This is a genomic window from Shinella sp. HY16, from assembly GCF_028534175.1.
GTDB lineage: Bacteria > Pseudomonadota > Alphaproteobacteria > Rhizobiales > Rhizobiaceae > Shinella.
In genome coordinates this window covers 2,836,621-2,863,367 of sequence record NZ_JAHYXL010000001.1, presented here as the reverse complement: position 1 = coordinate 2,863,367, position 26,747 = coordinate 2,836,621, and the positions used below count along the sequence as shown (strand labels likewise).

At 64.0% G+C, this 26,747-nt stretch carries 17 protein-coding genes; 13 read left to right on the top strand and 4 right to left on the bottom strand.

The window, feature by feature from the left end; translation table 11 throughout:
- The first annotated feature begins 258 nt into the window (after nt 1-258).
- The 7 genes from K0P03_RS14210 to K0P03_RS14180 all read left to right on the top strand — a co-directional run bounded on the left by K0P03_RS14210 (nt 259) and on the right by K0P03_RS14180 (nt 13,761).
- Nucleotides 259-2,580 carry a methyl-accepting chemotaxis protein gene (locus tag K0P03_RS14210; RefSeq protein ID WP_272789916.1) on the top strand — a complete coding sequence of 774 codons (2,322 nt, stop codon included), beginning with the start codon at nt 259-261 and terminating at the stop codon, nt 2,578-2,580.
- Between the two features lie 538 nt (nt 2,581-3,118).
- A complete protein-coding gene (locus tag K0P03_RS14205) occupies nt 3,119-4,204 on the top strand; it encodes an efflux RND transporter periplasmic adaptor subunit (protein WP_272789915.1) in 1,086 nt (361 codons plus the stop codon).
- On the top strand, nt 4,201-5,274 hold the full coding sequence (locus K0P03_RS14200; protein ID WP_272789914.1) for an efflux RND transporter periplasmic adaptor subunit: 1,074 nt from the start codon (nt 4,201-4,203) through the stop codon (nt 5,272-5,274). The genes K0P03_RS14205 and K0P03_RS14200 overlap by 4 nt, the downstream gene beginning before the upstream one ends.
- Nucleotides 5,271-8,348: an efflux RND transporter permease subunit gene (locus tag K0P03_RS14195; protein ID WP_272789913.1), complete on the top strand. Its 3,078-nt coding sequence runs from the start codon at nt 5,271-5,273 to the stop codon at nt 8,346-8,348. Before K0P03_RS14200 ends, K0P03_RS14195 begins: the two co-directional genes overlap by 4 nt.
- A gap of 465 nt (nt 8,349-8,813) precedes the next feature.
- Complete coding sequence (locus K0P03_RS14190) at nt 8,814-10,031, top strand: polysaccharide biosynthesis/export family protein (RefSeq protein ID WP_272790485.1); 1,218 nt, start codon at nt 8,814-8,816, stop codon at nt 10,029-10,031.
- Between the two features lie 95 nt (nt 10,032-10,126).
- Nucleotides 10,127-12,172 carry a capsular polysaccharide biosynthesis protein gene (locus K0P03_RS14185; RefSeq protein WP_272789912.1) on the top strand — a complete coding sequence of 682 codons (2,046 nt, stop codon included), beginning with the start codon at nt 10,127-10,129 and terminating at the stop codon, nt 12,170-12,172.
- A gap of 176 nt (nt 12,173-12,348) precedes the next feature.
- Nucleotides 12,349-13,761, top strand: a complete 1,413-nt coding sequence (locus tag K0P03_RS14180; protein ID WP_272789911.1) for a capsule biosynthesis protein — start codon at nt 12,349-12,351, stop codon at nt 13,759-13,761.
- Nucleotides 13,762-13,849: 88 nt separating this feature from the next.
- Here K0P03_RS14180 and K0P03_RS14175 read toward each other — a convergent pair whose 3' ends face one another.
- The 4 genes from K0P03_RS14175 to cysQ form a co-directional block, all read right to left on the bottom strand.
- Entirely contained in the window at nt 13,850-14,533 is a 684-nt protein-coding gene (locus tag K0P03_RS14175; protein WP_024270830.1) for an ABC transporter ATP-binding protein, read from the bottom strand.
- Nucleotides 14,533-15,324 (bottom strand): ABC transporter permease, encoded by a 792-nt coding sequence (locus tag K0P03_RS14170; protein ID WP_023517035.1) that lies wholly within the window; start codon nt 15,322-15,324, stop codon nt 14,533-14,535. Before K0P03_RS14170 ends, K0P03_RS14175 begins: the two co-directional genes overlap by 1 nt.
- 24 nt (nt 15,325-15,348) lie before the next feature.
- Nucleotides 15,349-16,758: a hypothetical protein gene (locus K0P03_RS14165; RefSeq protein ID WP_272789910.1), complete on the bottom strand. Its 1,410-nt coding sequence runs from the start codon at nt 16,756-16,758 to the stop codon at nt 15,349-15,351.
- Nucleotides 16,759-16,950: 192 nt separating this feature from the next.
- Nucleotides 16,951-17,757 (bottom strand): 3'(2'),5'-bisphosphate nucleotidase CysQ, encoded by an 807-nt coding sequence (cysQ, locus tag K0P03_RS14160; protein ID WP_050744221.1) that lies wholly within the window; start codon nt 17,755-17,757, stop codon nt 16,951-16,953.
- A 203-nt stretch (nt 17,758-17,960) separates the two neighbouring features.
- Between cysQ and K0P03_RS14155 the strand changes: the two genes are divergently transcribed.
- The 6 genes from K0P03_RS14155 to K0P03_RS14130 all read left to right on the top strand — a co-directional run bounded on the left by K0P03_RS14155 (nt 17,961) and on the right by K0P03_RS14130 (nt 26,747).
- Nucleotides 17,961-19,211: a sarcosine oxidase subunit beta family protein gene (locus K0P03_RS14155; protein ID WP_272789909.1), complete on the top strand. Its 1,251-nt coding sequence runs from the start codon at nt 17,961-17,963 to the stop codon at nt 19,209-19,211.
- A 7-nt stretch (nt 19,212-19,218) separates the two neighbouring features.
- A complete protein-coding gene (locus tag K0P03_RS14150; protein WP_050744068.1) occupies nt 19,219-19,494 on the top strand; it encodes a sarcosine oxidase subunit delta in 276 nt (91 codons plus the stop codon).
- The gene (locus tag K0P03_RS14145) at nt 19,491-22,448 is read left to right on the top strand and encodes a sarcosine oxidase subunit alpha family protein (protein WP_272789908.1); all 2,958 of its coding nucleotides are present in this window, start codon (nt 19,491-19,493) and stop codon (nt 22,446-22,448) included. The genes K0P03_RS14150 and K0P03_RS14145 overlap by 4 nt, the downstream gene beginning before the upstream one ends.
- A 9-nt stretch (nt 22,449-22,457) precedes the next feature.
- Nucleotides 22,458-23,012 (top strand): sarcosine oxidase subunit gamma, encoded by a 555-nt coding sequence (locus K0P03_RS14140; RefSeq protein WP_130514157.1) that lies wholly within the window; start codon nt 22,458-22,460, stop codon nt 23,010-23,012.
- A gap of 120 nt (nt 23,013-23,132) precedes the next feature.
- Nucleotides 23,133-25,559 (top strand): GcvT family protein, encoded by a 2,427-nt coding sequence (locus tag K0P03_RS14135; RefSeq protein ID WP_272789907.1) that lies wholly within the window; start codon nt 23,133-23,135, stop codon nt 25,557-25,559.
- Nucleotides 25,560-25,844: 285 nt separating this feature from the next.
- Nucleotides 25,845-26,747, top strand: a complete 903-nt coding sequence (locus K0P03_RS14130; RefSeq protein WP_024270832.1) for a branched-chain amino acid ABC transporter permease — start codon at nt 25,845-25,847, stop codon at nt 26,745-26,747.

Here is a 26,747-nt window from a genome sequence, read left to right as displayed (position 1 = left end):
TGGACGAACGGATCGTTCACTTTTCTTGAACGGCAAGGGCCTCCGCCGCGTCCACCGGCTATGGTTGGGACGCGTTTTCCACCCATTCTGTTCCACAACCGGTTGGTTCAAATTTTATCCATTCATAAACCAGCATGCGCTTACGCTGCCGGCCTGCGAAATGACTTCGTCCCTGTTTCGCCGCGTCTGCCGGCATGTTCCGCCATTCTTGTGATGACTGCCGCTGCGGATTTTCCCGCGCGGATGGGAGGAGACGTTATGCTGCCGAAGACTGCGACTGCCCGAAACATGTTCGCCATCGTGGCGGCTGGTGTTGCCACCACCGTTGCGACGGCGGGCGTTCTGCTCTTTCTGTCCTACCGCGCCGTGGAAGAGCGCTCCATTTCGGAAATGGTCAACGCGGCAGAGGCGAGCGCGGGCGAAGTGGAGACCTACTTCGCGCAGGTCAAGGCGCTGAGCTGGAACATGCGCTCGGCGCTCTACGCGATGAAGGCGACGAATGCCCCGAGCCGCGAGACGATGAACGGCATATTCGACCGTCTGATGGCCGACAATCCCTTCGCGCTCGGCGTCAGCACCGGCTGGGAGCCGGATGCCTTCGACGGCAAGGATGCGCAATACGTGAACCAGCCGGGACACGACGCCACGGGTCGCTACATTCCCTATTTCGTACGCAACGCGGGCAAGGTCGACATGGTCGCGCTCGTCGATTACGACAAGCCCGGCCCCGGCGACTATTATCAGGTGCCGAAGGCCACGGGCAAAGATCTCCTCACGGAGCCTTATAGCTATGTCATCGGCGACAAGAGCGTGCTGATGACGTCCTTCATGGTGCCGCTCAGCTTCGACGGCGCCTTCAAGGGCGTTACTGGCGTCGATATCGCGCTTGACGCGCTGGCTGCCGACATGGCGCAGTTGAAGCCGCTCGGCGAAGGTTATGTCGCATTGCTCAGCCAGGGCGGCAGCATCGTGAGCTATCCGGATGCGGCGGTTCTCGGCAAGACGCTCGGCGATTCCGGTCTCGACACCGCGGCCTGGCAGGCGCTGATCGCCAATCCGGAAAAGGCCATGGAAATCACCGATGCCAACGGCCTCACCTCCATGGCGGTGGCTGTGCCGGTGCCGCTGGTGCCGGGCACGACCTGGTATACGGTGGTCGCGGTGCCGAAGTCGGTGCTCTTTGCCAATCTCTCCGCGCTTGCCGTCACCTCGATCATCGTGATTGCCATCGCGACCGGCCTGATGATCGCCATCGGCTGGTTGCTCGCCGCCCGCTTCCGCAAGCGTCTCGAAACCGTCATCGTCGCGACGAGCGAGATCGCGCATGGCCGCACGGATGTCGATCTCAGCGAATCCGAGCGTAAGGACGAGATCGGCGAAATGGCCCGCTCGCTTGCCGTGCTGCGGGATGCGACGCTTGCCAAGGTGCGGCTCGAGGGGGAAGCGGAGCAGAACCGTGCGCTTTCGGAAGACGAGCGCCGTCAGCGTGCCGAGGAGGCTGCCGAACGCGAGCGCCAGACGCGCATTGCCGTCGATGCGCTTGCCGAAGGTCTCCACAAACTGGCCGATGGGGACATGACGCATCGCATCGAGCAAGCCTTTGCCGGTTCGCTCGACCAGGTCCGCCACGACTTCAACGCCTCGGTCGAAAAGCTGCAATCGGCGCTGCGCTCGGTCGGCAGCAACGCCAATGCCATCCAGGCCGGCTCGGCGGAAATCCGCTCGGCCTCCGACGATCTCGCCAAGCGGACCGAACAGCAAGCTGCCTCCGTTGAGGAGACGGCTGCCGCGCTCGAAGAGATCACCACCTCGCTCAAGGACGCCACGAAGCGGGCCGAGGATGCCGGTCAGCTCGTCGAGCGGACCCGCCTCGGTGCCGAGAAATCGGGTGAGGTGGTGCAGCGCGCGGTGAGCGCGATGAGCGGCATCGAGAATTCTTCGCGGGAGATTTCCAACATCATCGGCGTCATCGACGAGATCGCCTTCCAGACGAACCTCCTGGCGCTCAATGCCGGTGTCGAGGCGGCGCGGGCCGGGGAGGCGGGCAAGGGCTTTGCGGTCGTCGCACAGGAAGTGCGCGAACTGGCGCAGCGCTCGGCCAATGCCGCCAAGGAAATCAAGGCGCTGATCACCAAATCGGGCGAGCAGGTGAATCTCGGCGTGGCGTTGGTCGGCGAGACGGGATCGGCCCTGACGGAGATCGTCGATCAGGTGCAGGAGATCGACCAGAACGTCGCGGCCATCGTGCGGTCGGCGCGAGAGCAATCGACCGGCCTCAACGAGATCAGCGCCGCGGTGAACTCCATCGACCAAGGTACGCAGAAGAACGCGGCCATGGTGGAGGAGCAGACGGCGGCAAGCCACTCGCTTGCAACCGAGGCAGCCGCGCTCAACAGCCTGATCGCGCAGTTCCGCCTCGGCACCGGCGCGGCCGCTCGCCCGGTGATCGCCTCAGCTGCCGAGCATCGCCCGGCCACCTCCGGCGCGCGGGCGCTTGGCAACACGCTGGCCCGCGCCTTTGGCGGCGGTGGACAGGCGGCTGCGGCCAGTGCGGCGGCGCAGGATTGGGAAGAGTTCTGAGCCTTCCAACAGATCAATCTGAAAAGCGGCCCGTTCACCGGGCCGTTTTTTTGGACGAAAAAGGCGCACAACGTTTGTGCGCTGCACACAAATTGGCCATGCCGATACGGTCGTTCGACCGATGTTTTTATTATAAATCGCTTTAGTAATATGAAATCATTTTTGTATTTTGCGCGTCATCGATCTGGCACGCTTTCTGCTTTCTTCCTTGCAGGTCCAGAGGGGGCCGAAAGAGAAGCGTCCAACGAATGACGCTCCGATAAAGCCGTCGCGCAGCCCAGTGGGAACCGGAAAGGTTTCGCGGCTGCCGGCGGCTTTCTTGTCTGCACACGATGGCGAAGCTGCCGTTAGTGCGCTGAGAAATATGGCTTATTATATTCCTCTACCAAAGAATCTTCCCGGTTGGCTTTTTTGCCGGACTCCGCCACACTCGCCTGCGGCAAGACAGCGCCTGAAGAGGGTGCGGCTTGTCAGTCTGATCTTCGCGATATAATGAGGACCCATATTAAATGGGTATTCTGCAACGGTGGAGACGGCGATGACCTCAGCGGGTAATAGGGCGGGCAGGATGCTGCTGGCGGTGCTGGCGCTTTCCGTCGCCGTCTGGCCGGCATGGGCCGACAGCGCGGCGCGGCCGGTCCACACCGCCGCCGTGCATTTCGAGGAGCGCGAACAGACGATCAGCATTACCGGGGAAGTGGTCGCACGGGTGGAGACGGATCTCTCCTTCCGCGTCGGAGGCCGTATCACCGGTTGGTTCGTCGATGTCGGCGGTGCGGTCAAGGAGAGGCAGGTCCTGGCGCGGCTCGATCCCGAGGAGCAGCGGGCCGATGTCGAGGCGGCGGAAGCCGGCGTGCGCGCTGCGGAAGCACAGCTCAAGCTCGCCCGGGCCAATTTCGACCGCCAGAAATCCCTGCTGAGCGACGGCATCAGCACCCGCCGGGATTTCGACGATGCCGAAACGGCCCTGCGCACGGCCGAAAGCGCCCGTGAGGCGGCGATCGCCCAGCGCGACACGGCAAAGGAGGTGCTGTCCTACACCGAACTGCGTGCGCCCGCCGACGGCATCGTCACCGCGCGTCTGGCCGAAACTGGGCAGGTGGCGCAGGCGGCGCAGACCATGTTCACGATTGCCGATACCGGTCCGCGCGACGCCGTCTTCAATGTCTATGAATCGCTGTTCTTCGCCCGGCCGGCGGAAAATGGGGTGACCGTTACCCTGCTCAGCGATGACAGCGTGCGCACGACCGGCAATGTGCGCGAGGTCTCGCCGACAATCGACGCTGAGACCGGCACGGTGCGCGTCAAGATCGCGATGGACCGCACGCCGCCGGAGATGACCCTCGGCTCCTCGGTCGTCGGCGTGGGCGCCCTGGCGCCGCGCCGGGTGGCGGTGGTGCCGTGGCAGGCGTTGTCGGCTGGGCTTGATGGCAAGCCGGCGCTGTGGATCGTCGACAAGGCGAACAGTACGGTGGATCTGCGCCCGGTGGAGGTCCTGTCCTTCGAGACCGATGTCGCGCTGCTTTCGGGCGGCATCGAGGAGGGGGAAACCTACGTTGCCAATGGCACGAAGCTGCTCCGCCCCGGCCAGACCGTCACCGCGATCGAAGGAGCCGCCCGATGAGGAAACATGTACCTCTCGCAACGGTCGTCATCGCTGCCATGGCGCTTGCCGGCTGCAAGAAGGAAGAAGAGGCGGCCGCACCGCCGCGTCCGGTTCTCTCCATGGTGGTCGTGCCCACCGCATTGCCCGGAACGCGCTTTGCCGGCACGGTGCAGGCCAAGGTGCAGGCTGCGCTCGGTTCGCGCGTTTCCGGCCGCCTCGTCTCGCGCACCGTTCATGTCGGCGATCTCGTGAAGAAGGGCGACGAGCTCGCCGTCCTCGATGCGACGGCCTATGAACTTGCCGTGCGCTCGGCCCGTGCCGAGCTTTCCAGCGCCGAGGCGACGCTTTCAAGCGCGATCGCGACCGAGGAGCGCCAGAAGACGCTGCTCCAGTCGAATGCTGCGGCCAAGGCCGCCGTCGAAAGCGCCGAACAATCCCGCGAGGCGGCCGATGCCGGCCTGACGCGAGCGAAGACGGCGCTGGTCAAGGCGGAAGAGCAGCTTTCCTACACCCGCATCCTTGCCGAATTCGATGGCGTCGTCGTGGCGACCGGTGCCGAGGTTGGGCAGACCGTCTCGCCCGGCGAAGCGATCGTCACGGTGGCGCGGCCCGACGAGCGCGATGCAGTGGTCGATATTCCCGAGACGGCGGAGGCCATCGCCCTCGGCAGCCGCTTCACCGTCTCCCTGCAGATCAACCCCGACGTCACGGTGAAAGGTGTGGTGCGCGAGGTCGCGCCGTCCGCCGATGTCGTTACGCGCACGCGGCGGGTGAAGATCGCGCTGGAAAACCCGCCGAATACCGTTCGCCTCGGTACAACCATCACCGCCGAGCTCGAAGGGCCGGGCCTCACTGCCATCGTGATCCCTGAAACCGCCGTGTTTCGGAAGGACGGCAAGCCGAATGTCTGGCTGGTCGATGGCGAGAAGGGCGAGGTGCATCTGGTGCCGATCGAGACAGGCCCCGTTGCCGGGCGCACGCTTCAGGTCACAGGTGGACTGAAAGCCGGCTACCGGGTCGTCACGGCTGGGGTGAACAGCCTCGAAGAGGGACAGAAAATCAAGGTTGAAGACGAGGCAGGCCTATGAAGAAGTTCAACCTTTCGGACTGGGCGCTCGATCATGCATCGCTCGTCTGGTACTTCATGATCGTCTTCGCGCTGCTCGGCTTCTTAGCCTACCAGGATCTCGGCCGCGAGGAGGATCCTTCCTTCACCATCAAGACGATGACGATCAGCGCTGCCTGGCCCGGGGCCTCCGTGGAAGAGACGACGCTGCAGGTGACCGAGCGCATCGAGCGCAAGCTGGAGGAACTGGAATCGCTCGATTTCACCCGCAGCATCACGACACCCGGCCAGACGCTGATCTTCGTCAACCTCAAGCCGACGACCCGTGCACGCGACGTTGCTCCCACCTGGGTGACCGTCCGCAACATGATCAGCGACATCAGGGGTGAATTCCCCTCCGGCGTCGTCGGCCCGGCCTTCAACGATCGCTTCGGCGATGTCTTCGGCAATATCTATGCCTTCACCGCCGATGGTCTCTCGCCGCGCCAGCTGCGCGACTATGTCGAGGATGCCCGCCGGCGCATCCTCACCGTGCCCAATATCGGCAAGGTCGATCTCGTCGGGGCTGAGGACGAGGTGATCTATCTCGAATTTTCGACGCGCCAGCTTGCCGCCCTCGGCATTTCCACCCAGCAGGTGGTGTCCACGCTGCAGGCCCAGAATGCCGTGGCGCCCTCCGGCGTGGTGCAGGCCGGCGGCGAGCGCGTCAGCGTGCGCGTCGGCGGGCAGTTCGCCTCGGAGGCGAGCCTTCGCGACGTCAATCTGCGTGTCAACAACCGCTTCTTCCGCCTCAGCGACATCGCAACGATTACCCGCAGCTACGAGGACCCGCCATCGGCGCTCTTCCGCTTCAACGGCGAGCCGGCCATCGGCCTTGCCATCGGCATGAAGCAGGGCTCGAACCTGCTCGAATTCGGCGCGGCGGTGGAAAAGGAGATCGAGCTGCTTTCCCATGAACTGCCGGTCGGCGTCGACGTGCACCTCGTCTCCGACCAGCCGAAGGTGGTCGAGGAGGCGGTGTCGGGTTTTACGCGGGCACTGTTCGAGGCTGTCATCATCGTGCTCGCGGTCAGCTTCGTCAGCCTGGGTATCCGCGCGGGTCTCGTCGTGGCGCTGTCGATCCCGCTGACGCTCGCGATCACCTTCGTCTTCATGTATTACGACGGCATCTCGCTGCAGCGCATCTCGCTCGGCGCGCTCATCATCGCGCTCGGCCTGCTCGTCGATGATGCGATGATTGCCGTCGAGATGATGGTGGCGCGGCTGGAAATGGGGGATTCGCTCCGCAAGGCGGCGACCTATGTCTATACGTCCACCGCCTTTCCCATGCTCACCGGCACGCTGGTGACGGTGGCGGGTTTCATTCCGATCGGCCTCAACAACAGCGCGGCCGGCGAATTCACCTTCAGCCTCTTCGTCGTCATCGCCATCTCGCTCGTCGTCTCCTGGGTGGTTGCGGTCATCTTCGCGCCGCTGCTCGGCGTGACGATCCTGCCGAAGACGATGAAGAAGCATCACGAGCAGAAGGGCTGGTTCGCCCGCACCTTCGCGCGCCTGCTCGATACCTGCATGCACTGGAAATGGACGACCATCGTCGCGACCGTACTGGTCTTCGGCGTTTCCGTCTTCGCCATGCGCTTCGTGCAGGAACAGTTCTTCCCGTCCTCCGACCGGCCGGAGCTCATCATCGACTGGTCGCTGCCGCAGAATGCCTCGATTGCCGAGACCAATGCGCAGATCGCCAAACTGGAAGAGGAGAAGCTCAAGGGCAACCCGGACATCGAGCGCTGGTCTTCCTATATCGGGCAGGGCGCGGTGCGCTTCCTTCTGTCCTTCGACGTTCAGCCACCGTCGCCGGCCTTCGGCCAGACGGTCATCGTCACCAAGGACCTGGAGGCGCGTGACCGGCTGAGGGCCGATCTCCAGGCCTATCTGCGTGAGACCTTCGTCGGCACGGACGCGCTGGTGAAGCTGCTCGACATCGGTCCGCCGGTCGGCCGGCCGATTCAGTACCGCGTCAGCGGTCCGGATATCCAGGAGGTGCGCAAGCAGGCGCTTGCCTTCGGCGAAGTCATCGGCAAGGACACCCGGCTCGGGGACATCGTCTACGACTGGAACGAGCCCGCCCGCGTGGTGAAGGTCGATGTTTTGCAGGACAAGGCACGCCAGCTCGGCGTCACCTCGCAGGACATCGCCTCCGCTCTGAATGGTGTCGTCGGCGGCACGGCCGTCACCCAGATCCGCGACGACGTCTACCTGATCGACGTCATCGGCCGGGCGCGGGCCGCCGAGCGCCAGTCCATCGAGACGCTGCGTCAGCTCCAGCTGCCCACGGCCAACGGCACCTCCGTGCCGCTCGCCGCGGTGGCGAACTTTCGCTACGAAATGGAGCAGCCCGTCGTCTGGCGTCGTTCCCGCCAGCCGACCATCACGGTCAAGGCAAGCATCACCGGCGGCGTGCAGCCGGCGACGATCGTCTCGCGGCTGGAAAAGGACGTTTCCGCCTTCCAGGCGGAGATGCCCTCCGGCTATGCGGTCGAGGTTGGCGGTACGGTGGAGGAAAGCGCTGACAGCCAGGCGCCTATCGTCGCGGTCGTGCCGCTCATGCTGTTTGCCATGGCGACGATCCTGATGCTCCAGCTCCAGAGCTTCTCGCGGCTCTTCCTCGTCTTCGCCGTGGCGCCGCTGGCGCTCATCGGGGTCGTCATCGCGCTGCTCGGCAGCGGGGCGCCGCTCGGCTTCGTCGCGATTCTCGGCGTGCTGGCGCTGATCGGCATCCTCATCCGCAACTCGGTCATCCTCGTCGTGCAGATCGAGGACCTAAGACGGGAGGGCATGCATGCCTGGAGGGCCGTGCGCGAGGCGACGGAGCATCGCATGCGGCCGATCATGCTGACGGCGGCCGCCGCCAGCCTCGCGCTCATCCCCATTTCGCGCGAGGTGTTCTGGGGGCCGATGGCCTATGCCATGATGGGCGGAATCATCGTCGGCACGGTGCTGACGCTGCTCTTCCTGCCGGCGCTCTATATCGCCTGGTTCCGTATCCAGCCGGAAGAGGCGGAGGTGCCTGTACCCGAACCTATCGAGGCGGTGTGAGGCAGCCCTGCCGGTCCCGCGCGGCGAACCCGTTCCGCGCAGGCGCGATAACCGCCACCCATATTTTTGCCCATCTCCCCCGTCACTGCTTTCTGCGCCCGGTCGCCCCCGGAAGGTCAGAGCCGGGCAAGGCATGTGCATAAACTGTGGGTTGGGAGGCGCGTTCGCTGTCGGGCGGGTGGAGGAAAAGTTGCGTTCTTTTTGTCGCACTCCTTCTGAAAAAGCTGGTGGAAAAAATTGATTTTCAACGCCAAACGGCCCGCCGTCTTTTCAGACCGTAACGAATGTGCAAGGGATTTGCTCCATGGTGTCGGCGGGGGCCGCATGGGCTTGCGTGGTGGGACAAGGTTTGGTCATGGGACTTGACGAGACATTGGAACTGCATGTCTATGGCGCCCTGTCGTGGCAAGCGGCTGGCTCTTGCCCCGTGCCTTGTGAGGTACGGTCGAAGGGAAATGCTAAGTGATGATCGCAATTGAAGACGTGGGCACGCCGCGCAGGCTTTTGGGCGCATTTGCGCGGATTATTGCGGCGGGTGCCCTGTTGACGCTGGCGGGCTGCGTGGTTCCGAGCGATGGCCCGTTGACCCACGAGGTCCTTTCGGCCGGCGCGGACGGCAAGTCCTACGAAATTCCCCAGACCAAGCTGATCTTCGACGTCGTGAATGTCGATCAGCGCGTTGCCAACAGTGTCAGCGCGGCCAAGCGGTACGGCCTGTCCAGCACCTTCGGCTTCGGCGGTGGCGGCGGCACGCCGGTCATCGGCGTCGGTGATCGCCTGGAAGTCACGATCTTCGAAGCGGGCCCGGACGGCCTGTTCTCCACAAATGATCGCAAGTCCACGACGATCCCCGTCATCGTGCAGCCGGATGGCCATGGCCAGATTCCCTATGTCGGTTCCGTGCGCTTTGCCGGCATGACGATCGATTCGGCGCGTGCCACGATCGTCGATGCGCTGAAGGCGAAGGCCGTCGAGCCCGACGTCATCGTTTCCATGGCCGGCAATGCCTCGCGCACCGTTTCCATTCAGGGCGACGTCAACAAGTCGGGCATCGTGCCGCTCGGCCTCAGCGGCCAGCATATCAGCGAAGTGATCGCCATGGCCGGCGGCGCCGCCAAGCCGCCCTATGATACCTATGTCAGCCTCAAGCGCGGCGGCAAGACGCGCAGCGTGCTGCTGCAGTCGGTCATCGACAATCCGAAGGACGACATCTACGTCAAGCCGGATGACCAAATCTATCTGACCTATGACCCGCAGACCTTCGCTGCACTCGGCCAGACGAAGAAGTCCGGCAAGATTCCGTTCGACGCGGCCAAGCTGAGCCTTGTCGAAGCTGCGGCGCTGGCCGGCGGCGGCAATGTCGCGACGGCCGACCCGAAGGGCTATTTCGTCTTCCGTTACGAGGACGAGAACGTTTACCGCACCGTTGTCGGTGATGATCGCTTCCGCGACCTCATCGCCCGCGGCATGGTGGCGGATTCGGAAGGGCGTTATCCGATCGTCTATCGCCTCGATCTCGGGGCAACGCAGAGCTATATCGTCGCGCAGAACTTCCCCGTTCGGAACAAGGACGTCGTCTATCTGGCGCGCCACGTTGCGACGGACCTTGCGAAGTTCCTGACGATCGTTTCCAGCGGTTCGAGCGCGGCCTACAATATCCAGCGCACGGCGGACCTGCTCTGACGGGTGGGATTCGGCCCGCTTGATGCGGTGATGCCTGTGCGGCGCTCCGGCATTGCCGGGGTCGCCGGCCTCGCGCGCTCCGCAGATTAGCCGGAATGGCTTTCGAGGACTGCATGGCCGGCAAGGCACGCAAAACCTATGCGCTTCTTTCCTTCGGCCTCTGGCAGCAGCGGGCAGATATCGCACGCCTGCTCGATGCGGAGATCGTTGCATGGCCCTTTGCCCTGCCCGGGCGGATCGACGGGTTCGTCGGCTGGGGACGCCGGTCGTCCGGCCTGCGCGCGGTGCGGCTTGCGGCACGCGCCGGCAAAGAGGCCATCACCCTTGAGGATGGCTTCCTGCGCGGCTTTGCAGCGGGGCGCGGGGAGCCCAGCCATTCCTATGTGGTCGACCGGGAGGGCATCTATTTCGATGTGCTCCATCCGAGTGGCCTCGAACGGTTGCTGTCGCAGCCGGTGACCGATGCCGCTGCGCTGGCGCGAGCGAGCCGGCTGATGGCGCAGCTGCGCGCTGCGCGCCTGTCGAAATACAACAACAGTCCAGTGCTGACGCCGGCAGCTGCCGGTGTGCCGCAAGGGCGGCCCTTTGTCCTGCTCGTCGATCAGGTGGCCGGCGATGCCTCCATTGCCGGGGCAGGGGCGAGTGCCGCGAGTTTCCGCGCCATGCTGGAGCATGCGGCGGCCCATCACCCGGGAAAGACCCTGGTCGTGCGTACCCATCCGGCGGCAGGCGACCGCAGCCTCTTGCGGCAGGCGGCAAGTGCGCTGGGTGTCGAGATCGTCGTGCCCCCGCGCATGAACCCCTGGCCCCTGCTGGAGGAAGCCGACAGCGTCTACACGGTGTCAAGCCAGCTCGGTTTCGAGGCGTTGGTGGCGGAGCGGCCTGTCCATTGTTTCGGCACCACCTACTATTCCGGTCGCGGCCTCACGGTCGATCATGGCCAGCTGTCGCCCGTCCGTCCGTCCGCCTCGCTCGAACAGGTCTTCCACGCAGCCTACATCGACTATTCGCATTATCTCGACCTGCACACGCGCCAGCCCTGTGCCCCGGAGCGGGCGGTCGAGCAGGCGATCACGGTGCGCGACCAGCGCGCGCGCATCGGGCGCAAGGTCTTTACGGCCGGCTTCTCGCCCTGGAAGCGCAGGGCCATGGCGCCTTTCCTGAAGGGCATGGCGGGTGACCCGATCCATGCCCGCTCGATCGACGCGGCGGTTGCCGCAGCGAAGGCGGCAGACGGTGTCGTCGCGCTGTGGGGAAGCGATGTGGCGCTGCCGGCCGATGTATCGGCAATGCGGCTTGAGGATGGCTTCATCCGGTCCCGCGGGCTGGGGGTGAATCTCACCATGCCATCCTCCATCGCGATCGACGGGGAACATGTCTACTATGATGCACGGGGAGAAAGCCGGCTGGAGGCGCTGATCGCGCATGGTACGGTCGACGAGGATCTTCGGCGGCGGGCGAGCGACCTCATAGGCCTGCTGGTGCAGCGCGGTGTCTCCAAATACAATCTCGGCACGGCGGCCGACCTGCCGGCGGTTGCCGAAGGGCGGGTGAAAATCCTTGTGCCGGGGCAGGTGGAGAAGGATGCGTCCATCCGCTACGGCTCGCCCGTGGTGCGCTCCAATGCCGACCTCGTGCGCGCGGTTCGGGCCCTGTTTCCCGATGCCTTCATCGTCTACAAGGCGCATCCGGATGTGGTTTCTGGCGTGCGTGATGGTGGCGCCGAGCCGCAGGAGGCCGATCTCATCGCTCGCAGCGGCGATATCCTGCAATGGATCGGCTGGGCGGACCGGGTCGAGACGATGACCTCGCTGGCCGGCTTCGAGGCGCTCCTGCGCGGCAAGGCGGTCGGCGTCCATGGGGCGCCATTCTATGCAGGCTGGGGCCTGACCGACGATCGCTTGCCCATTCCCCGCCGCTTGCGCCGTATCGATCTTGAGGTCCTGGTGGCTGAAAGCCTTGTCCGATACCCGCTTTATATCCATCCTCTCAGTGGTTTGCCGTGCCGTCCGGAGGATTTGGTTGAAGAAATTTCGGGTGCCGCCATGAAATCGCCCGGAGTCGGGCGGAAGCTCTTTTTGTGTGCGGCGCAACAGATCAACCGCGTGGGGGTGTTGCTTCGCGACTCGCGGTTGCGGTAAAAGACGGTCAGAAACGTGGGAACACATCCGAGTCGCCGTCTTGTACGCAGCAGTTGTCTGTATGCCGGGGGATCGGCGAGAAAATCGGGGAGCATGGCAGATGCGGTTGCTAAAACGGCGCCTTTGTGCGAATACCATTCCATCCAGCAGCATAATTTGAGTTGAGCCGACCTGTCATGAGCGTACAGCATGATACCGATTTGAAGGCGGGTCGCTCCGACGCAGAGGGCGTCGCTGGAGCGCGTGGATCGCGGCTGATCAATCTGGCGTTGCGCCGAAAGCTCTCCAAGCGGTTCCCTTCCAAGAGCGCACCGCGCGTTCTCTTCCTGCAGGGCCCGGTCGGTCCCTTCTTCCGCAAGGCTCAGGCGCTGCTCAATGACAGCGGTTTCGATGCCTGGCGTGTCTGTTTCAACGCCGGAGACCGGTTGTTCGCCCGCGGTGGCAAGAGCCTGCATTTCTCCGGAACGGCCGATGTCTGGCGGGACTGGTTTACCGAGATCGTCGGCGAGCATGGCTTCGATCATGTCGTGCTGTTCGGCTGCGAGCGCGAGATCCACAAGATCGCCATCGAGCAATGCGCCACGCTCAACATTCCCGTGCTCAGCCTTGAGGAAGGGTATATCCGCCCCGGCTTCGTCACGATGGAGGTTGGCGGCAACAACTGGCGCTCGCCGATCGCGGGTCTTCTACCTTCCGACAAGGATGACGAAAAGCGTCGCGAACGCACACGCGGGACGAACTTCCCGTCGTCCTTCGGTGCCATGGCAACCTATGCCTTCACCTATTTTTCGGTGCGCGGCGTCTTTTCGACGCTGAGCGAACGCAAGCTTTTCCACAAGCACAAGCGGTCTCTCGCGCCCGAGGCATTCTACTGGATCAAGAACTACTACCGGAAGTTCCGCAATCTCGGCAGCAATTACCGCACGATGGAGCGGCTGCTTGAGCACCACGACAAGAAATATTACATCGTGCCGCTGCAGGTGCATGACGACAGCCAGCTCGGCGCGGCGGCAAGCGGCTGGAACAACCAGAAGCTCATCCTGAAGAGCATCGTCTCCTTTGCGCGAAACGCGCCACCGACGCACCAGCTGGTGTTCAAGATCCATCCGATGGAGCGGGGACACAGCCAGGACAAGCAGTTCATCCGCCAGGTCGGCGTGCTCAACAACGTCTCGGATCGTATCCACATCCTCGACAGCGGTTCGCTGGGCCTGATGACGCGGCATGCGGCGGGCATGGTGACGATCAACAGCACGTCCGGCCTGTCGGCATTGCAGCACGGCATTCCGCTTGCCGTTCTCGGCCAGGCCTTCTACCGGCATCCCGCGCTCGCCTTCTGCGTCAACAAGGGTATCGAGCTGGACAGTTTCTGGTCATCCGGCCACGTGGCGCCGGTGGCGCAGCGGCGCGACTACCTGAACTGGATCGCGCAGGAATGCCTGCACCCCGGTGACTACTATGCCTATGAGGGCATCGAGGTTGCGGTGAATTCGCTGCTCGAGAAGCTGCGGGCGGTTGATGCGGCAGGCCGGGTGGTGGAACTGCCCGAGGCGTCCAACGTCATGCCCCTGCTGGCCCAATCGCAGTAGACGGTGGCCGGGACCTCCGCCCCGAGGTTTTCAGGAAAGCTGAGCGTCCCCAACATGGTTGCGGGGCGCTTTTTTCTTGTTTCGGAAATCAGGCCGAACGGCGCTGGCTGGCGGAAGTGCGAAGGATCTCTTCATGCACCTCGATCGCTTCCTCGATGTCGTTGTAGAAGGTGAGCTGGCCATTGTTCATCACGCCGCCGATGTCGCAGAACGAGCGCAGGAGGCCGGAGGAGTGGGAGACGAGAAGCAGGGTGGCGTTCTCGCGCCGCTCGTCGAAGACGTCCTTGCATTTCTTCTTGAAGGTGGAGTCGCCGACGGCGATCACCTCGTCGATCAGGTAATATTCGAAGCCGATCGCCATGCAGATGCCGAAGGAAAGGCGTGCCTTCATGCCGGCGGAATAGGTTTTCACGGGCATATCGAGATAGGGGCCGAGCTCGGAAAAGTCGGCGACGAAATCCAGAACCTTGGTGCGGTTCTTGCCGTAGATATCGGCGATGAAGCGGGTGTTCTGCGCGCCCGTCAGCTTGCTGTGCACGCCGCCGCGAAAACCCAGCGGCCAGGAAATCTTGCCTTCGCGCAGGATGCGCCCCGAATCGGGCATGTCCGCGCCGGAGATCAGGCTCATCAGCGTCGACTTGCCGGCGCCGTTGCGGCCGAGGATGCCGACATTGGTGCCGGGGCGGAACGCCGCCGTGAACCGGTCGAGGATGACCTTCTTGCCGCCGCCCGGGCGAGGGAAGGCCTTGCTGACATTGTCGAAGATGATCATCAGTCTATGATCTTTCGGCGGAACAGGCGCTCCAGCACGAGCGCGGATGTGAGCAGCGCGGTCGAAAGCCCGAGCAGGTAGGGCTTGCTCAGCAGCGCGTGGTAATCGAGATAGGTCGACGTGCGGAACCATTCGACGCAGTGCAGGAACGGGTTCCACCACAGCACGGCCTGGAAGCCCGGCGGCATTTCCGCGGGCATGAAGAAGACACCGGACATCAGCATCAGCGGCATGCTCAGCATGCTGAGGAAGGTGTCGTAGCGCGGTACGAGCGCGCTCATCGTTGCGTTAAACGCTGCGAAGGAGAAGGCGAAGTAGAGGATCGCTGCCATACCCTCGGCAAATTCGCCGGGATAGACGATGACGTCCCGGTCGAGCGAAATGGCGAGCCCGCCCATGAACACGGCGCAGATGATCATCCAGATCGTCGTTTCCAGCAGGAAGGTCGCCACCAGCGTATCGAGCGGCCTGACCAGCGGGTAGGTCAGCATCGGCTGGTTGCTCATGATGGCGCGTTCCGTCTTGCGCGAGATGCCGCGCGTCATGCGGAAGCCGAAGACACCGGCCAGGATGAACAACAACGCATTGTCGCCGAAGGGCACATGTGCCTTCAGCTGTGTGTGGATGAGGAGGAAGATGCCGACATAGGCGGCGGGCTCGGCCAGGATCCAGATGAAACCCAGCCGGCTTTCCCCGAAGCGCGTCACGGCGCTGCGAACGACCAGCGCAGCAATCACCCGCGCGTTTTCGCGCAGGGCATAGCTTAGGGGTTTTTCAGCGAGCAGAGCCATTCCGCCACTCTCTCCTCATCGCGATCAGATCGCATGATCCTTCACGGACCGGAAGGCGAAGTAACCGATCAGCCAGAGGCACGACGCCGCGGCGAGCATGATGAGCGTGTTGATAGCACCCAGCGGATAGAGGGCAATTTCCGGCTCGCGCGGCTGCACGTAGACGGCGAAGTAACGCTCCTGCTTCTGCGCTTCCTGCATGGCTGCTTCCAGTGCGGCAAGCGAGGTCGTATAAGCCTTGACGGCGAACTCCTGCTCGACGCTGAGCTCGGTGAAGCGGTCGATCATTTCGGGCAGGGCCCGGCCGGCATCCAGGCCGCTGCGTGTTGTCTTGTTGCTGCTGTCGTCGTTGGCGCCATCGCCGCTGATGCGCTTCTTCTGCTCGATCAGCTGCTCTTCCAGGGCGATGATCTGCCGCTCGATGACGCGGGCGGACGGCGCATCCTTGCTGACCGAATCGACCAGCGCCTTGTAGCGGGTGCGCAAAGAAGCGAGTTCCTGTTCGAGCGAACTGATGATCGTGGCTTCCATCGTCGCAACCGCTGTCGGATCGACGGCCTGTTCGGAAATGCGCAGGTCTGTGATCTGCCCACGGATGTTGCGCAGCCGCTCTTCCGAGCGTGCGACCTGCTGGTTGGCGACCTCGACGAACTGCCGGCGCGACTTTTCCGAAAGCGTGTTGACCAGGTTTTCCGAGACGGTGAGGACCGCGTCGGCCACCTTCTTCGCGTCCGACGGCGAGAAGGCGAAGACGCGCATCGTCACGTTGCCGGTCGTGGAATTGTAGCTGACATTGACCATGTCGCGCCAATAATCGCGGAACTCGTCGAGCGGACGGCTCTCGTTCTCGCGATAGAGGAAGTCGATGCTCGGACGGGAATAAACGGTGCGGATGTCGACGCCGGTCTGCTCGCGGATGTCAGGCAGGATCTGCGAGGACTGGATGTAGTCGGCAACCACGTAGGAATCGCCCGACTGCGCGCTGTTTCCGACAAGCGCGGTCAGGCCGAGGGCGTTGAGCGAGGACGAGTTCGAGCCGCGCACCGAGAACTGGGTCTCGACCACGTATTGCGGGCTGGCGAGGAAGAGATAGTAGAGGCCCGTCAGGATCGTCGGCAGGACCGCGGCCAGCAGGAAGGAAATGATCGGCCAGGGAAGCTGTCGCTTCTGCTTGGGGATTGCGGGCAGGGTCAGGACGGAACTGACGAGGTCGGCGGGCTTGCGCGCGCGTATTTCCGCCCGCGATCCAAGATTCTCGTCGTCATCGATGGCCGGATTGACCGGACGCTTTGCTGCGCCCTGCTTGATCTTCACGACCTTCTGTTCTGTTGCGCGCTGGCGGGCCCGCTGCTTGGCGATTTCAAGCAGGCTGCTCGTGTTGTCGGCGACGTGGGTCGGGGTTTCCGCCACGAGGGGCGCTTTCTCATCTTTCACGTCGGCTCACTCTTTCCAACAGCAAACGGGGGCGTCGCCTAAATGCTTGTCGCCGCAACTTATTCGAAATTGCCTTTACAGACAATAAAAATGCCGCGGCGGCCCGGTGGTCGCCAACGCCGCCCGCAAGACGAACGGGAGCGGAAAATCCACCCCCTCCGGTCGGCGCGCATTCCTCTTCGAGCAATCTGGTTATTTTGTGGTCGCCGCCGGCCCGCCGCTCCAGTCGGCACTTGCGGCGATGAAGTCCGGATTGGCAAAATCCGCGTCGTTCGCCTGCTGGATCTTGCCGTAGAGCAGGGGTGCGCCGTCAAGCGTGCGGGTGTGCCCGCCGGCTGCACGCAGCACCGCGTCACCCGCGGCCGTGTCCCATTCCATGGTGCGGCCGAAGCGGGGATAGACGTCGGCGAGCCCCTCGGCGACGAGGCAGAATTTCAGCGAGGAACCGATCGCCGTGCAGGCGTCGATACCGTGGTCGTCGAGAAAGCGGGCCGTTTCGGGCGTGGCATGCGACCGGCTGGCGACCGCGGTCAGCGCGTTGCCGCATTTGCGGCAGCCGATGGACTGGCGCCTGGAAATCGTGCCCTCGCCATCGACTTCGAAGCGTTCCGCCCGCTCGCCGTCGGCGATAAAGCCGGTCGAGAGCGCGGGCGCATAGACGATGCCGGCGACCGGCGCCCGATCGCGGATGAGCGCGATGTTGACGGTGAATTCACTGCGCCCGGCAATGAACTCCTTGGTGCCGTCCAGCGGATCGACCAGGAAGAAGACGCCGCCCGAAACATCCGGCACGCGGCCAGCGGCCACAGCCTCTTCGGCGACGACGGGAATCTCCGGAAAATGCTGTGCGAGTGCGGCGAGAATCAGCCGTTCGGCCTCCTCGTCGGCCATGGTCACCGGCGACTGGTCCGCCTTGTACTGGACATCGGCCCCGGCCTTGTGGATGGCCATGATGGCGCTGCCTGCGGCCAGTGCCGCGCTTTCCAAGACTTGCCTCAATTCCATCCTGTCTGCCTGCATGGTTCCGGTCCGGCTTTCCTGCTGATGCCATAGCTGCGGGACGGCCTGAAAGCAAATGCGCCGTCTTTCCGGCCTCGATAGCAGCATGTGGACAGTCCCGGATCCCGGATGCGACAAGATGACGCCGGCCTTGCCGTTTGTGCTGCATATGCGAATGTGGGGCGACTGATGCAGGATTTCGCATGCGCTACTCCGCCCTTTCGATCTTCAAACAAGCCTTTGCCGGCAACCTCGGCTGGAAGCCCACCTGGCGGGAGCCACAACCCAAGCCCCACTACGACGTGATTATCGTCGGTGGCGGCGGGCATGGTCTTGCGACGGCTTACTATCTTGCCCGCGAGTTCGGCATCCGCAACATCGCCGTGGTGGAGAAGGGCTATCTCGGCTCCGGCAATGTCGGACGCAACACGACCATCGTGCGCTCCAACTATATGCTGCCCGGCAACGAGCCGTTCTATGAGTTCTCGCTGAAACTGTGGGAGGGGCTGGAGCGGGAGCTGAACTATAATGTCATGCTGTCGCAGCGCGGCATTATCAGCCTTTACCACAATGACGGCCAGCGCGATCACTATGTCCGGCGCGGCAACGCCATGATGATGGAGGGCGTGGCGGCCGAGCAGCTCGATCGCGAGACGCTGAAGAAGATGCTGCCCTTCCTCAACTTCGACCACGCCCGCTTTCCGATCATCGGCGGCCTTCTGCAGCGGCGCGCCGGCACGGCCCGGCACGATGCTGTCGCCTGGGGTTTTGCACGCGGCGCGGACCGGCTCGGCGTCGATCTCATCCAGAACTGCGAGGTGACCGGCATCCGCAGGGAAAACGGTATCGTCACCGGCGTCGAGACGACGAAGGGCTTCATCGGCTGCAACAGGCTGGCGCTCGCCGCCGCCGGCAACACCTCGCGCGTCGGTGAAATGGCCGGGCTGAAGCTGCCGATCGAGAGTCACGTTCTGCAGGCCTTCGTCACCGAGGGGCTGAAGCCCTGCATCGACCACGTCATCACCTATGGCGCAGGGCACTTCTACATCTCGCAGTCCGACAAGGGCGGCCTCGTCTTCGGCGCGGAGATCGACGGTTATTCCTCCTATGCCCAGCGCGGCAACCTTGCGACCGCCGAACATGTCATGGAGGAGGGGGTGACGATGATCCCCGGCCTATCCCGCGTGCGGGTGCTGCGTGCCTGGGGCGGCGTCATGGACATGTCGATGGATGGCTCGCCGATCATCGATCGCACGCCGATCGACAATCTCTATCTCAACTGCGGCTGGTGCTACGGCGGTTTCAAGGCGACGCCGGCCTCCGGCTTCTGCTTTGCGCATCTCATCGCCAAGGGGGAGAGCCACCATGTGGCGCGCGCGCTCAGGCTCGATCGTTTCGAGCGCGGTTTCCCCATCGACGAGGCGGGTGCGGGCACCCAGCCGAACCTGCATTGAGGATGCCATGGCGAGCCTGATTTCCTGTCCTCATTGCGGGGTGCGCCCCAAGGAAGAGTTTTCGATCCGCGGCGATGCGACCCCGGCCCGCCCGGCGCCGATGGCTTCGGACGAGGCGTGGCACGATTATGTTCATGTCCGCACCAATCCACGCGGGCGTATCCGCGAACATTGGCAGCATGCCGCCGGCTGCCGGCGCTGGCTGGTGGTGGAACGGGACAACTTTACCCACGAGGTGTTTTCCGTGACGGATGCCGCCACGGCGCAGGGAGGCGCGCAATGACCGCCTATCGCCTCGCCTCCGGCGGCCTCATCGACCGCAGCAACACCATCGGCTTCACCTTCGACGGGGCGAACCTTTCGGGCCATGCCGGCGATACGCTCGCCTCGGCGCTTTTGGCCAACGACCGGCTGCTTGTCGGCCGCAGCTTCAAGTACCATCGCCCGCGCGGCATCGTGACGGCCGGGCCGTCGGAGCCGAATGCGCTGGTCACCATCGGTACGGGCGCGCGGCGCGATCCGAACACGAAGGCAACGGTCGCCGAGCTCTATGACGGCCTTGCGGCCACCAGCCAGAATCGCTGGCCGAGCCTCGCCTTCGATATCGGCGCGGTGAACGACCGCCTGTCGCGTTTCCTGTCCGCCGGCTTCTACTACAAGACCTTCATGTGGCCGGCCGTCTTCTGGGAAAAGGTTTACGAACCTCTGATCCGCCGCGCCGCCGGCCTTGGCCGCACGGACCTTCCGCGTGATCCCGATGCCTACGAGAAGAGCTGGGCGCATTGCGACCTTCTCGTCGTCGGCTCTGGCCCGGCGGGGCTCGCCGCGGCGCTGGTCGCCGCCCGCTCGGGGCTGCGTGTGATCCTTGCCGAGCAGGATTTCGCCCTCGGCGGGGCGCTGCTTTCGGAAACGACCAGGCTTGACGGTGAGGCGTCGTTCGTCTTTGCCCGGCACGCGATCGACGAATTGCAGGGGCATCCTGGCGTTACGCTGTTGTCCAGGACCACGGTCTTTGGCTGGTATGACGACAATGTTTTCGGTGCCGTCGAGCGGGTGCAGAAGCACAGCGCGACGATCGACGCGGCAAGGCCGGTCGAGCGCCTGTGGCGCATCGTGGCGAAGCACGCGATCCTCGCCACCGGTGCGGAGGAGCGGCCGCTGGTCTTCGGCGGCAATGACCGGCCCGGCATAATGATGGCGAGTGCCGCCAGCACCTATGCCAACCGGTTCGGCGTCGCCGCCGGCCGGTCGGTGGCGATCTTCACCAACGGCTCGTCCGGCTACCGCACGGCTGCAGACCTTTCCGCGCAGGGTGTGCCGGTTGAGGTGCTCATCGACAGCCGCACGGAGGCTGCGGACCGAGCGCCCGATGGTGTGCGGGTCATGCGTGGCGGCAGCATCGTCGATACGAAGGGGAGCAAGCGTCTCCGCGCCGTGGTTGCTGATCGCGGCGGCTTCGAGGAATTGATCCCCTGCGACGCCCTGGCCATGTCCGGAGGCTGGAGCCCGGTCATCCACCTTGCCTGCCAGCGCGGCGGCAAGCCGGTCTGGTCGCAGGCCCTGCAGGCGTTCCTGGCGCCGGACGCGGGCGACGGCCTCGTCATGGCCGGTGCCGCGGCGGGGCACTATCGGTTGTCCGAATGTTTCGAGGACGGTGCGCGCAAGGCGGCCGCCGTCGTGGAAATGTTTGGCCGCCCTGTTGCCGGCTTCGAGCGTCCCGTCGTCGGCGAGGAGATCGATCCATCTTTCACGGCGCTCTGGCATGTGCCGGGCGCCAAGTCGAAGGCCTTCGTCGACTTCCAGAACGACGTGCACGGCAAGGATCTCGGTCTTGCCCTTCGCGAAGGCTTCGGCCATGTCGAGCATGCCAAGCGCTACACGACGAGCGGCATGGCGACGGACCAGGGCAAGCTCGGCAACATCAACGCCATCGGCATCCTGGCCACGATGCGCGGCGTCAGTCCCGCCGAGGTGGGCACCACCACCTTCCGGCCGTTCTATACGCCCGTCTCCTTCGGCGCGCTCGCCGGTCCCGCGCGTGATGAACATGCGATGCCCGCCCGCCGCTCGCCGCTGCATGGCTGGGCGACCCGGCACGGTGCAGTCTTCATCGATGCCGGCCTCTGGTATCGCTCTTCCTGGTTTCCGAAGGCTGGGGAAAAGACCTGGCGGGAAAGCGTCGATCGCGAGGTCCGGACCGTGCGCGAGCATGCCGGCCTCTGCGATGTCTCGACGCTCGGCAAGATCGAGGTCTTCGGCCCGGATGCCGCCGAGTTCCTGAACCGGCTTTATTGCAATCCCGTGCTCAAGCTTCCCGTCGGCAAGGCTCGCTACGGGCTGATGCTGCGCGAGGACGGTATGGTCTATGACGATGGCACGGTGAGTCGGCTGGCCGAAGAGCATTTCCTGGTGACGACCACCACGGCCATGGCCGCGGGCGTGCTTTCGCATATGGAGTTTGCCGCACAGGCCCTCTGGCCGGAGCTTCGCGTTCGCTTCCTGTCGGTCTCCGACCAATGGGCGCAGATGTCGATTGCCGGGCCGAAGGCGCGTACGATCCTGCAGGCCGTCGTCGAGGACGATCTTTCCGATGCAGCCTTCCCGTTCCTCGCCGCGCGTGAGGTGCGGCTGAAGGGCAATCTGAAGGCACGGCTCTTCCGCATCTCCTTTTCCGGCGAGCTTGCCTATGAGCTGGCGGTGCCGGCAAGCTATGGCGAAGCGGTGGCCGACGCGCTGATGCGGGTGGGCGCACCGCACGGCCTCTGCGCCTATGGTGTCGAGGCGCTGAACGTGCTGCGCATCGAGAAGGGCCATGTCACCCATGCCGAGCTCGACGGTCGCGTGACGCCCGACGATGCGGGCCTCGGCCGCATGATGGGCACCGGCAAGCCGGATTTCATCGGCAAGCGGCTCTCCACCCGCTTCGGCCTGACCGCCGCCGACCGCGCCCAGCTCGTTGGCTTGAAGGCACTGGAGGCGGACAAGGACATGCGCGCCGGCGCGCATCTTCTCAAGGACGGTGCCAAGCCTTCGACGATCAACGACCAGGGCTGGGTTAGCTCCGTCTGCTTCTCACCGACGCTCGGCACGCATATCGCGCTTGCCTTCCTGAAATCAGGGCGCGAGCGCTACGGCGAGAAGATCGTCGTCTGGGACCAGCTGCGCGGTGTGGAGACATTTGCCGAAGTCTGCGATCCGGTCTTCGTCGATTCGGAAAACCGAAAGCTGACGGCGTGAGGTAAGACCATGGCTTACGAGTATCAGGCAGTACACGCGCTGGACGGCACGATCGGCGCCGTCCCCGGCGAGCGGACCAACCATCTTGCCGTGCACCGTGCCACGGCCATCGCCGTGGTGCTGGCGGCACGCGGCCACGGTGCCGAAGCGGCCGGCATCCTCGTCGCCGACGGTGCGTTCGAGGCCCGCTTCTGCGGCCCGGGCGAATGGCTGGTGCTGTCGGAGGTGCATGCGCCGGAAACGCTGGCTGCCGAACTGTCCGTCCGGCTCGGTGCCTTCGCCTTCGTGGTCGACCAGAGCCATGGCCGCGTGGCGCTTACCCTGTCCGGCCCCGATGCGGCACGCATCCTTGCGAACGGTATCGCTGTCGACCTTCATCCGGAGGCCTTCGCCGTCGGGCGCGCTGCGAACGTGCTGTGCAACCATCTCTCGGTCAATCTCGCCCGCACCGGTGCCGATCGTTTTGATCTCGTGGTGATGCGCAGCTTTGCCGAGGCACTGGTCGCCGATCTCAAGGTCATGGCGCGCAGTCACGATCTCTCCGTCGATTTCGCCACGCGCTGACAAAAACATCCGGAGCGACATGGCACTTCGCACCTCGGGCTTGCCGGGCGTCGGGGGAACCCAATAGGCTGCATTCGCGCCGCATTGAATTCCCTTCAACCCGGAAAAACCGGAGTTTTCATGAAGAGCCATGCAAGGGTCGTCGTTATCGGGGGCGGCGTTGTCGGCTGCTCCGTCCTTTACCACCTCACGAAATTCGGCTGGACCGATGTCGTGCTCGTCGAGCGTTCGGAGCTGACCTCCGGCTCGACCTGGCACGCAGCCGGCGGCATGCACACGATCAACGGTGATCCGAACGTCGCAAAGCTGCAGAAGTACACGGTGGAGCTCTACAAGGAGATCCAGGACTATTCCGGCCAGGACATCGGCCTGCACATGACCTCGGGCATGATGCTGGCATCGACCAAGGATCGCTTCGACTGGATGAAGTCGATCCTCGCCAAGGGCCGTTACATGGGCCTCGATGCGCATCTCCTCACGCCGAAGGAGGCGCATGAGCTGATGCCGCTGCTTGATCCGGACCAGTTTGTCGGTGCGGTCTTCGATCCCGTCGAGGGCCATCTCGATCCCTATGGCACGACACACGCCTATGCGAAGTCCGCAAAGAAGAACGGCGCCGAGATCTATCTGCATACCAAGGTGGAAGATCTCGTGCAGCGCGAGGACGGCAGCTGGCGCGTCATCACGGACAAGGGCGAGATCGTTGCCGAGCATGTGGTCAATTGCGGCGGGCTCTGGGCGCGTGAGATCGGCCGCATGGTCGGCCTCGAACTGCCCGTGCTTGCCATGGAGCACATGTATCTCATCACCGAGGACATGCCCGAGGTCATCGAGTTCAACCGGACCACCGGCAAGGAGCTGATGCATTGCGTCGACTTCGACGGAGAGATCTATCTCCGCCAGGAGCGCAACGGGATGCTGATGGGCACCTATGAAAAGGCCTGTCGGCCTTGGTCGCCGCTCACCACGCCGTGGGATTTCGGCCACGAGCTGCTGGAAGAGGACATCGCGCGAATCACCCCGGAGCTGGAGGTCGGCTTCCGGCACTTCCCGGCCTTCAACAAGGCCGGCATCAAGAAGATCATCAACGGACCTTTTACCTTCTCGCCCGATGGCAATCCGCTCGTCGGGCCCGTGCGCGGCATGACGAACTTCTGGTCGGCCTGCGCCGTCATGGCCGGCTTCAGCCAGGGCGGAGGCGTCGGGCTGGCGCTCGCCAACTGGATGATCAACGGCGATCCCGGCTTCGATGTCTTTGCCATGGATGTCGCGCGCTACGGTGACTATGCCACGCTCGCCTATACCAATGCCAAGGTACGGGAAAACTATTCGCGCCGCTTCTCGATCCGCTATCCGAACGAGGAGCTGCCGGCCGGCCGGCCGCTGCAGACGACGCCGATCTATGACAGGCTCAAGGCGGCCGGTGCCGTCTTCGGGGCATCCTATGGCCTGGAGCAGCCGCTGTGGTTCGCGCCTGCCGGCGTGGAGGACCGGTTCTCCTGGCGCCGCTCGACGGATTTCGAGACCGTCGGCGCGGAAGCCCGTGCCGTGCGCGAGAGCGTCGGCCTGATGGAGACCTCGGGCTTTGCGAAATATGTAGTGAAGGGGAGGGGGGCGGCGACCTGGCTCGACCGGCTGCTCGCCTGCCGCCTGCCGGAAACCGGACGCATGGCGCTTGCGCCCATGCTGAAGGATGACGGGAAGCTAATCGGCGACTTCACGCTTGCCAAGCTCGGCGAGGGGGATTTTCTGCTGATCGGTTCGGGGATCGCCGAAGACTACCATATGCGCTGGTTCGAGACGCACCTGCCGCGGGATGGCTCCGTCACGCTGGAGGCGCTGAACCTCTCGCTTGTCGGCCTTGCCATTGCCGGGCCACGGGCGCGCGATGTGCTGGCAAAGCTGACGCATCGGGATGTTTCAAACGCGGCGTTTCCCTTCATGGCGGTGCGCCGGATGGATCTCGGCATGGCGCCGGCTGTCGTCGGGCGCGTCAGCTATACCGGCGATCTCGGGTACGAGATCTGGATGAAGCCGCAATACCAGCGCTATCTCTACGATCTCATCCTCGAAGCCGGGGCCGAGTTCGGCATCCGCCTGTTCGGCCTAAGGGCGCTGAACGCCCTGCGCCTCGAAAAATCCTACGGCAGCTGGTCGCGCGAGTATCGCCCGCTCTACGGCCCGGCGGAGGCCGGGCTGGAGCGATTCGTGGCCACGGGCAAGGCGGCGGAGTTCATCGGCAAGGACGCGGTACGGGCTGAGCGGGAAGCGGGCGGTGCGCTCCGCTTGCGTACCTTCGTCCTTGCGGCGAAGGATGCCGATGTGATCGGCGACGAGCCCATCTATCTGGATGGTGCGGTGCGCGGCTGGGTCACTTCGGGGGGCTATGCGCATGCTGCCGGCCTCTCGGTCGCGGTCGGCTATGTGCCGAAGGAGATCGCCGATGTCGAATCCGGCTGGTCGATCGAGCTTCTGGGCGAGATGCTGCCGGCGCGCCTGCAGCCCGAACCGCTGTTCGACCCATCCGGCGCGCGTATGCGCGGCTGATTTGCTCTCGCTTACATGGCGTCGTGCCAGATCGGCACAGCGCCGTTTGCGACTTTCGTGCATCTTTTTGGGCAAAAGCGCCGCGCTTCGTGCCGAAATTTTGGTTTTCCTGGCGTCAAACGCGCCATTTAACCGTTCTTGCTAAAGAAATTGTCGATCCGGGCTTTTTGGGCTTCCCTTTTGTATTGAAAGCGGTATGGAATCCGGACTGTCAAACAAGCTCGGAAAAAGAGCAGACAAGAACAAGAGATGCGGCCCTCAGGAACCGCATCCGGGGGATAGCAAATGGAATACTTTGTCCAGCAGCTCGTCAACGGGCTGACGCTTGGATCTATTTATGGTTTGATAGCCATCGGCTACACCATGGTTTACGGCATCATCGGCATGATCAACTTCGCCCATGGCGATATCTTCATGCTTGGCGGATTTGCCGCTCTCATCGTCTTTCTCGTCCTCACCAGCGTGTTTGTCGGCCTTCCGGTCGTCATACTTTTGCTGGTCATGATCGCTGCGGCCATGCTGACGGCATCGCTGTGGAACTGGACGATCGAAAAGGTGGCCTACCGGCCGTTGCGCGGCTCGTTCCGCCTGGCGCCGCTGATCACCGCAATCGGCATGTCGATCGCGCTGTCGAACTTCATCCAGGTCACGCAGGGTCCGCGCAACAAGCCGATCCCGCCAATGGTGTCGTCGGTCTACAACGTCTTCGGCATCTCGATCTCGCTGAAGCAGCTGATCATCATGGTGCTGACGGTCATCCTGCTGGCGACCTTCTGGTACATCGTCAACAAGACCTCGCTCGGGCGTGCCCAGCGCGCGACGGAACAGGATCGCAAGATGGCGGCCCTGCTCGGCATCGATGTCGACCGGACGATTTCCGTGACCTTCATCATGGGCGCCTCGCTTGCTGCCGTCGCCGGTACCATGTACCTGATGTATTACGGCGTGACCGTCTTCACCGACGGCTTCATTCCGGGCGTCAAGGCCTTCACGGCTGCGGTTCTCGGCGGTATCGGCTCGCTTCCGGGCGCCGTGCTCGGCGGTCTGCTCATCGGCCTCATCGAGAGCCTGTGGTCCGCCTACTTCACCATCGACTACAAGGACGTCGCGACGTTCTCCATCCTCGCCATCGTCCTGATCTTCAAGCCGTCCGGTATTCTCGGACGACCGGAAGTCGAGAAGGTTTGA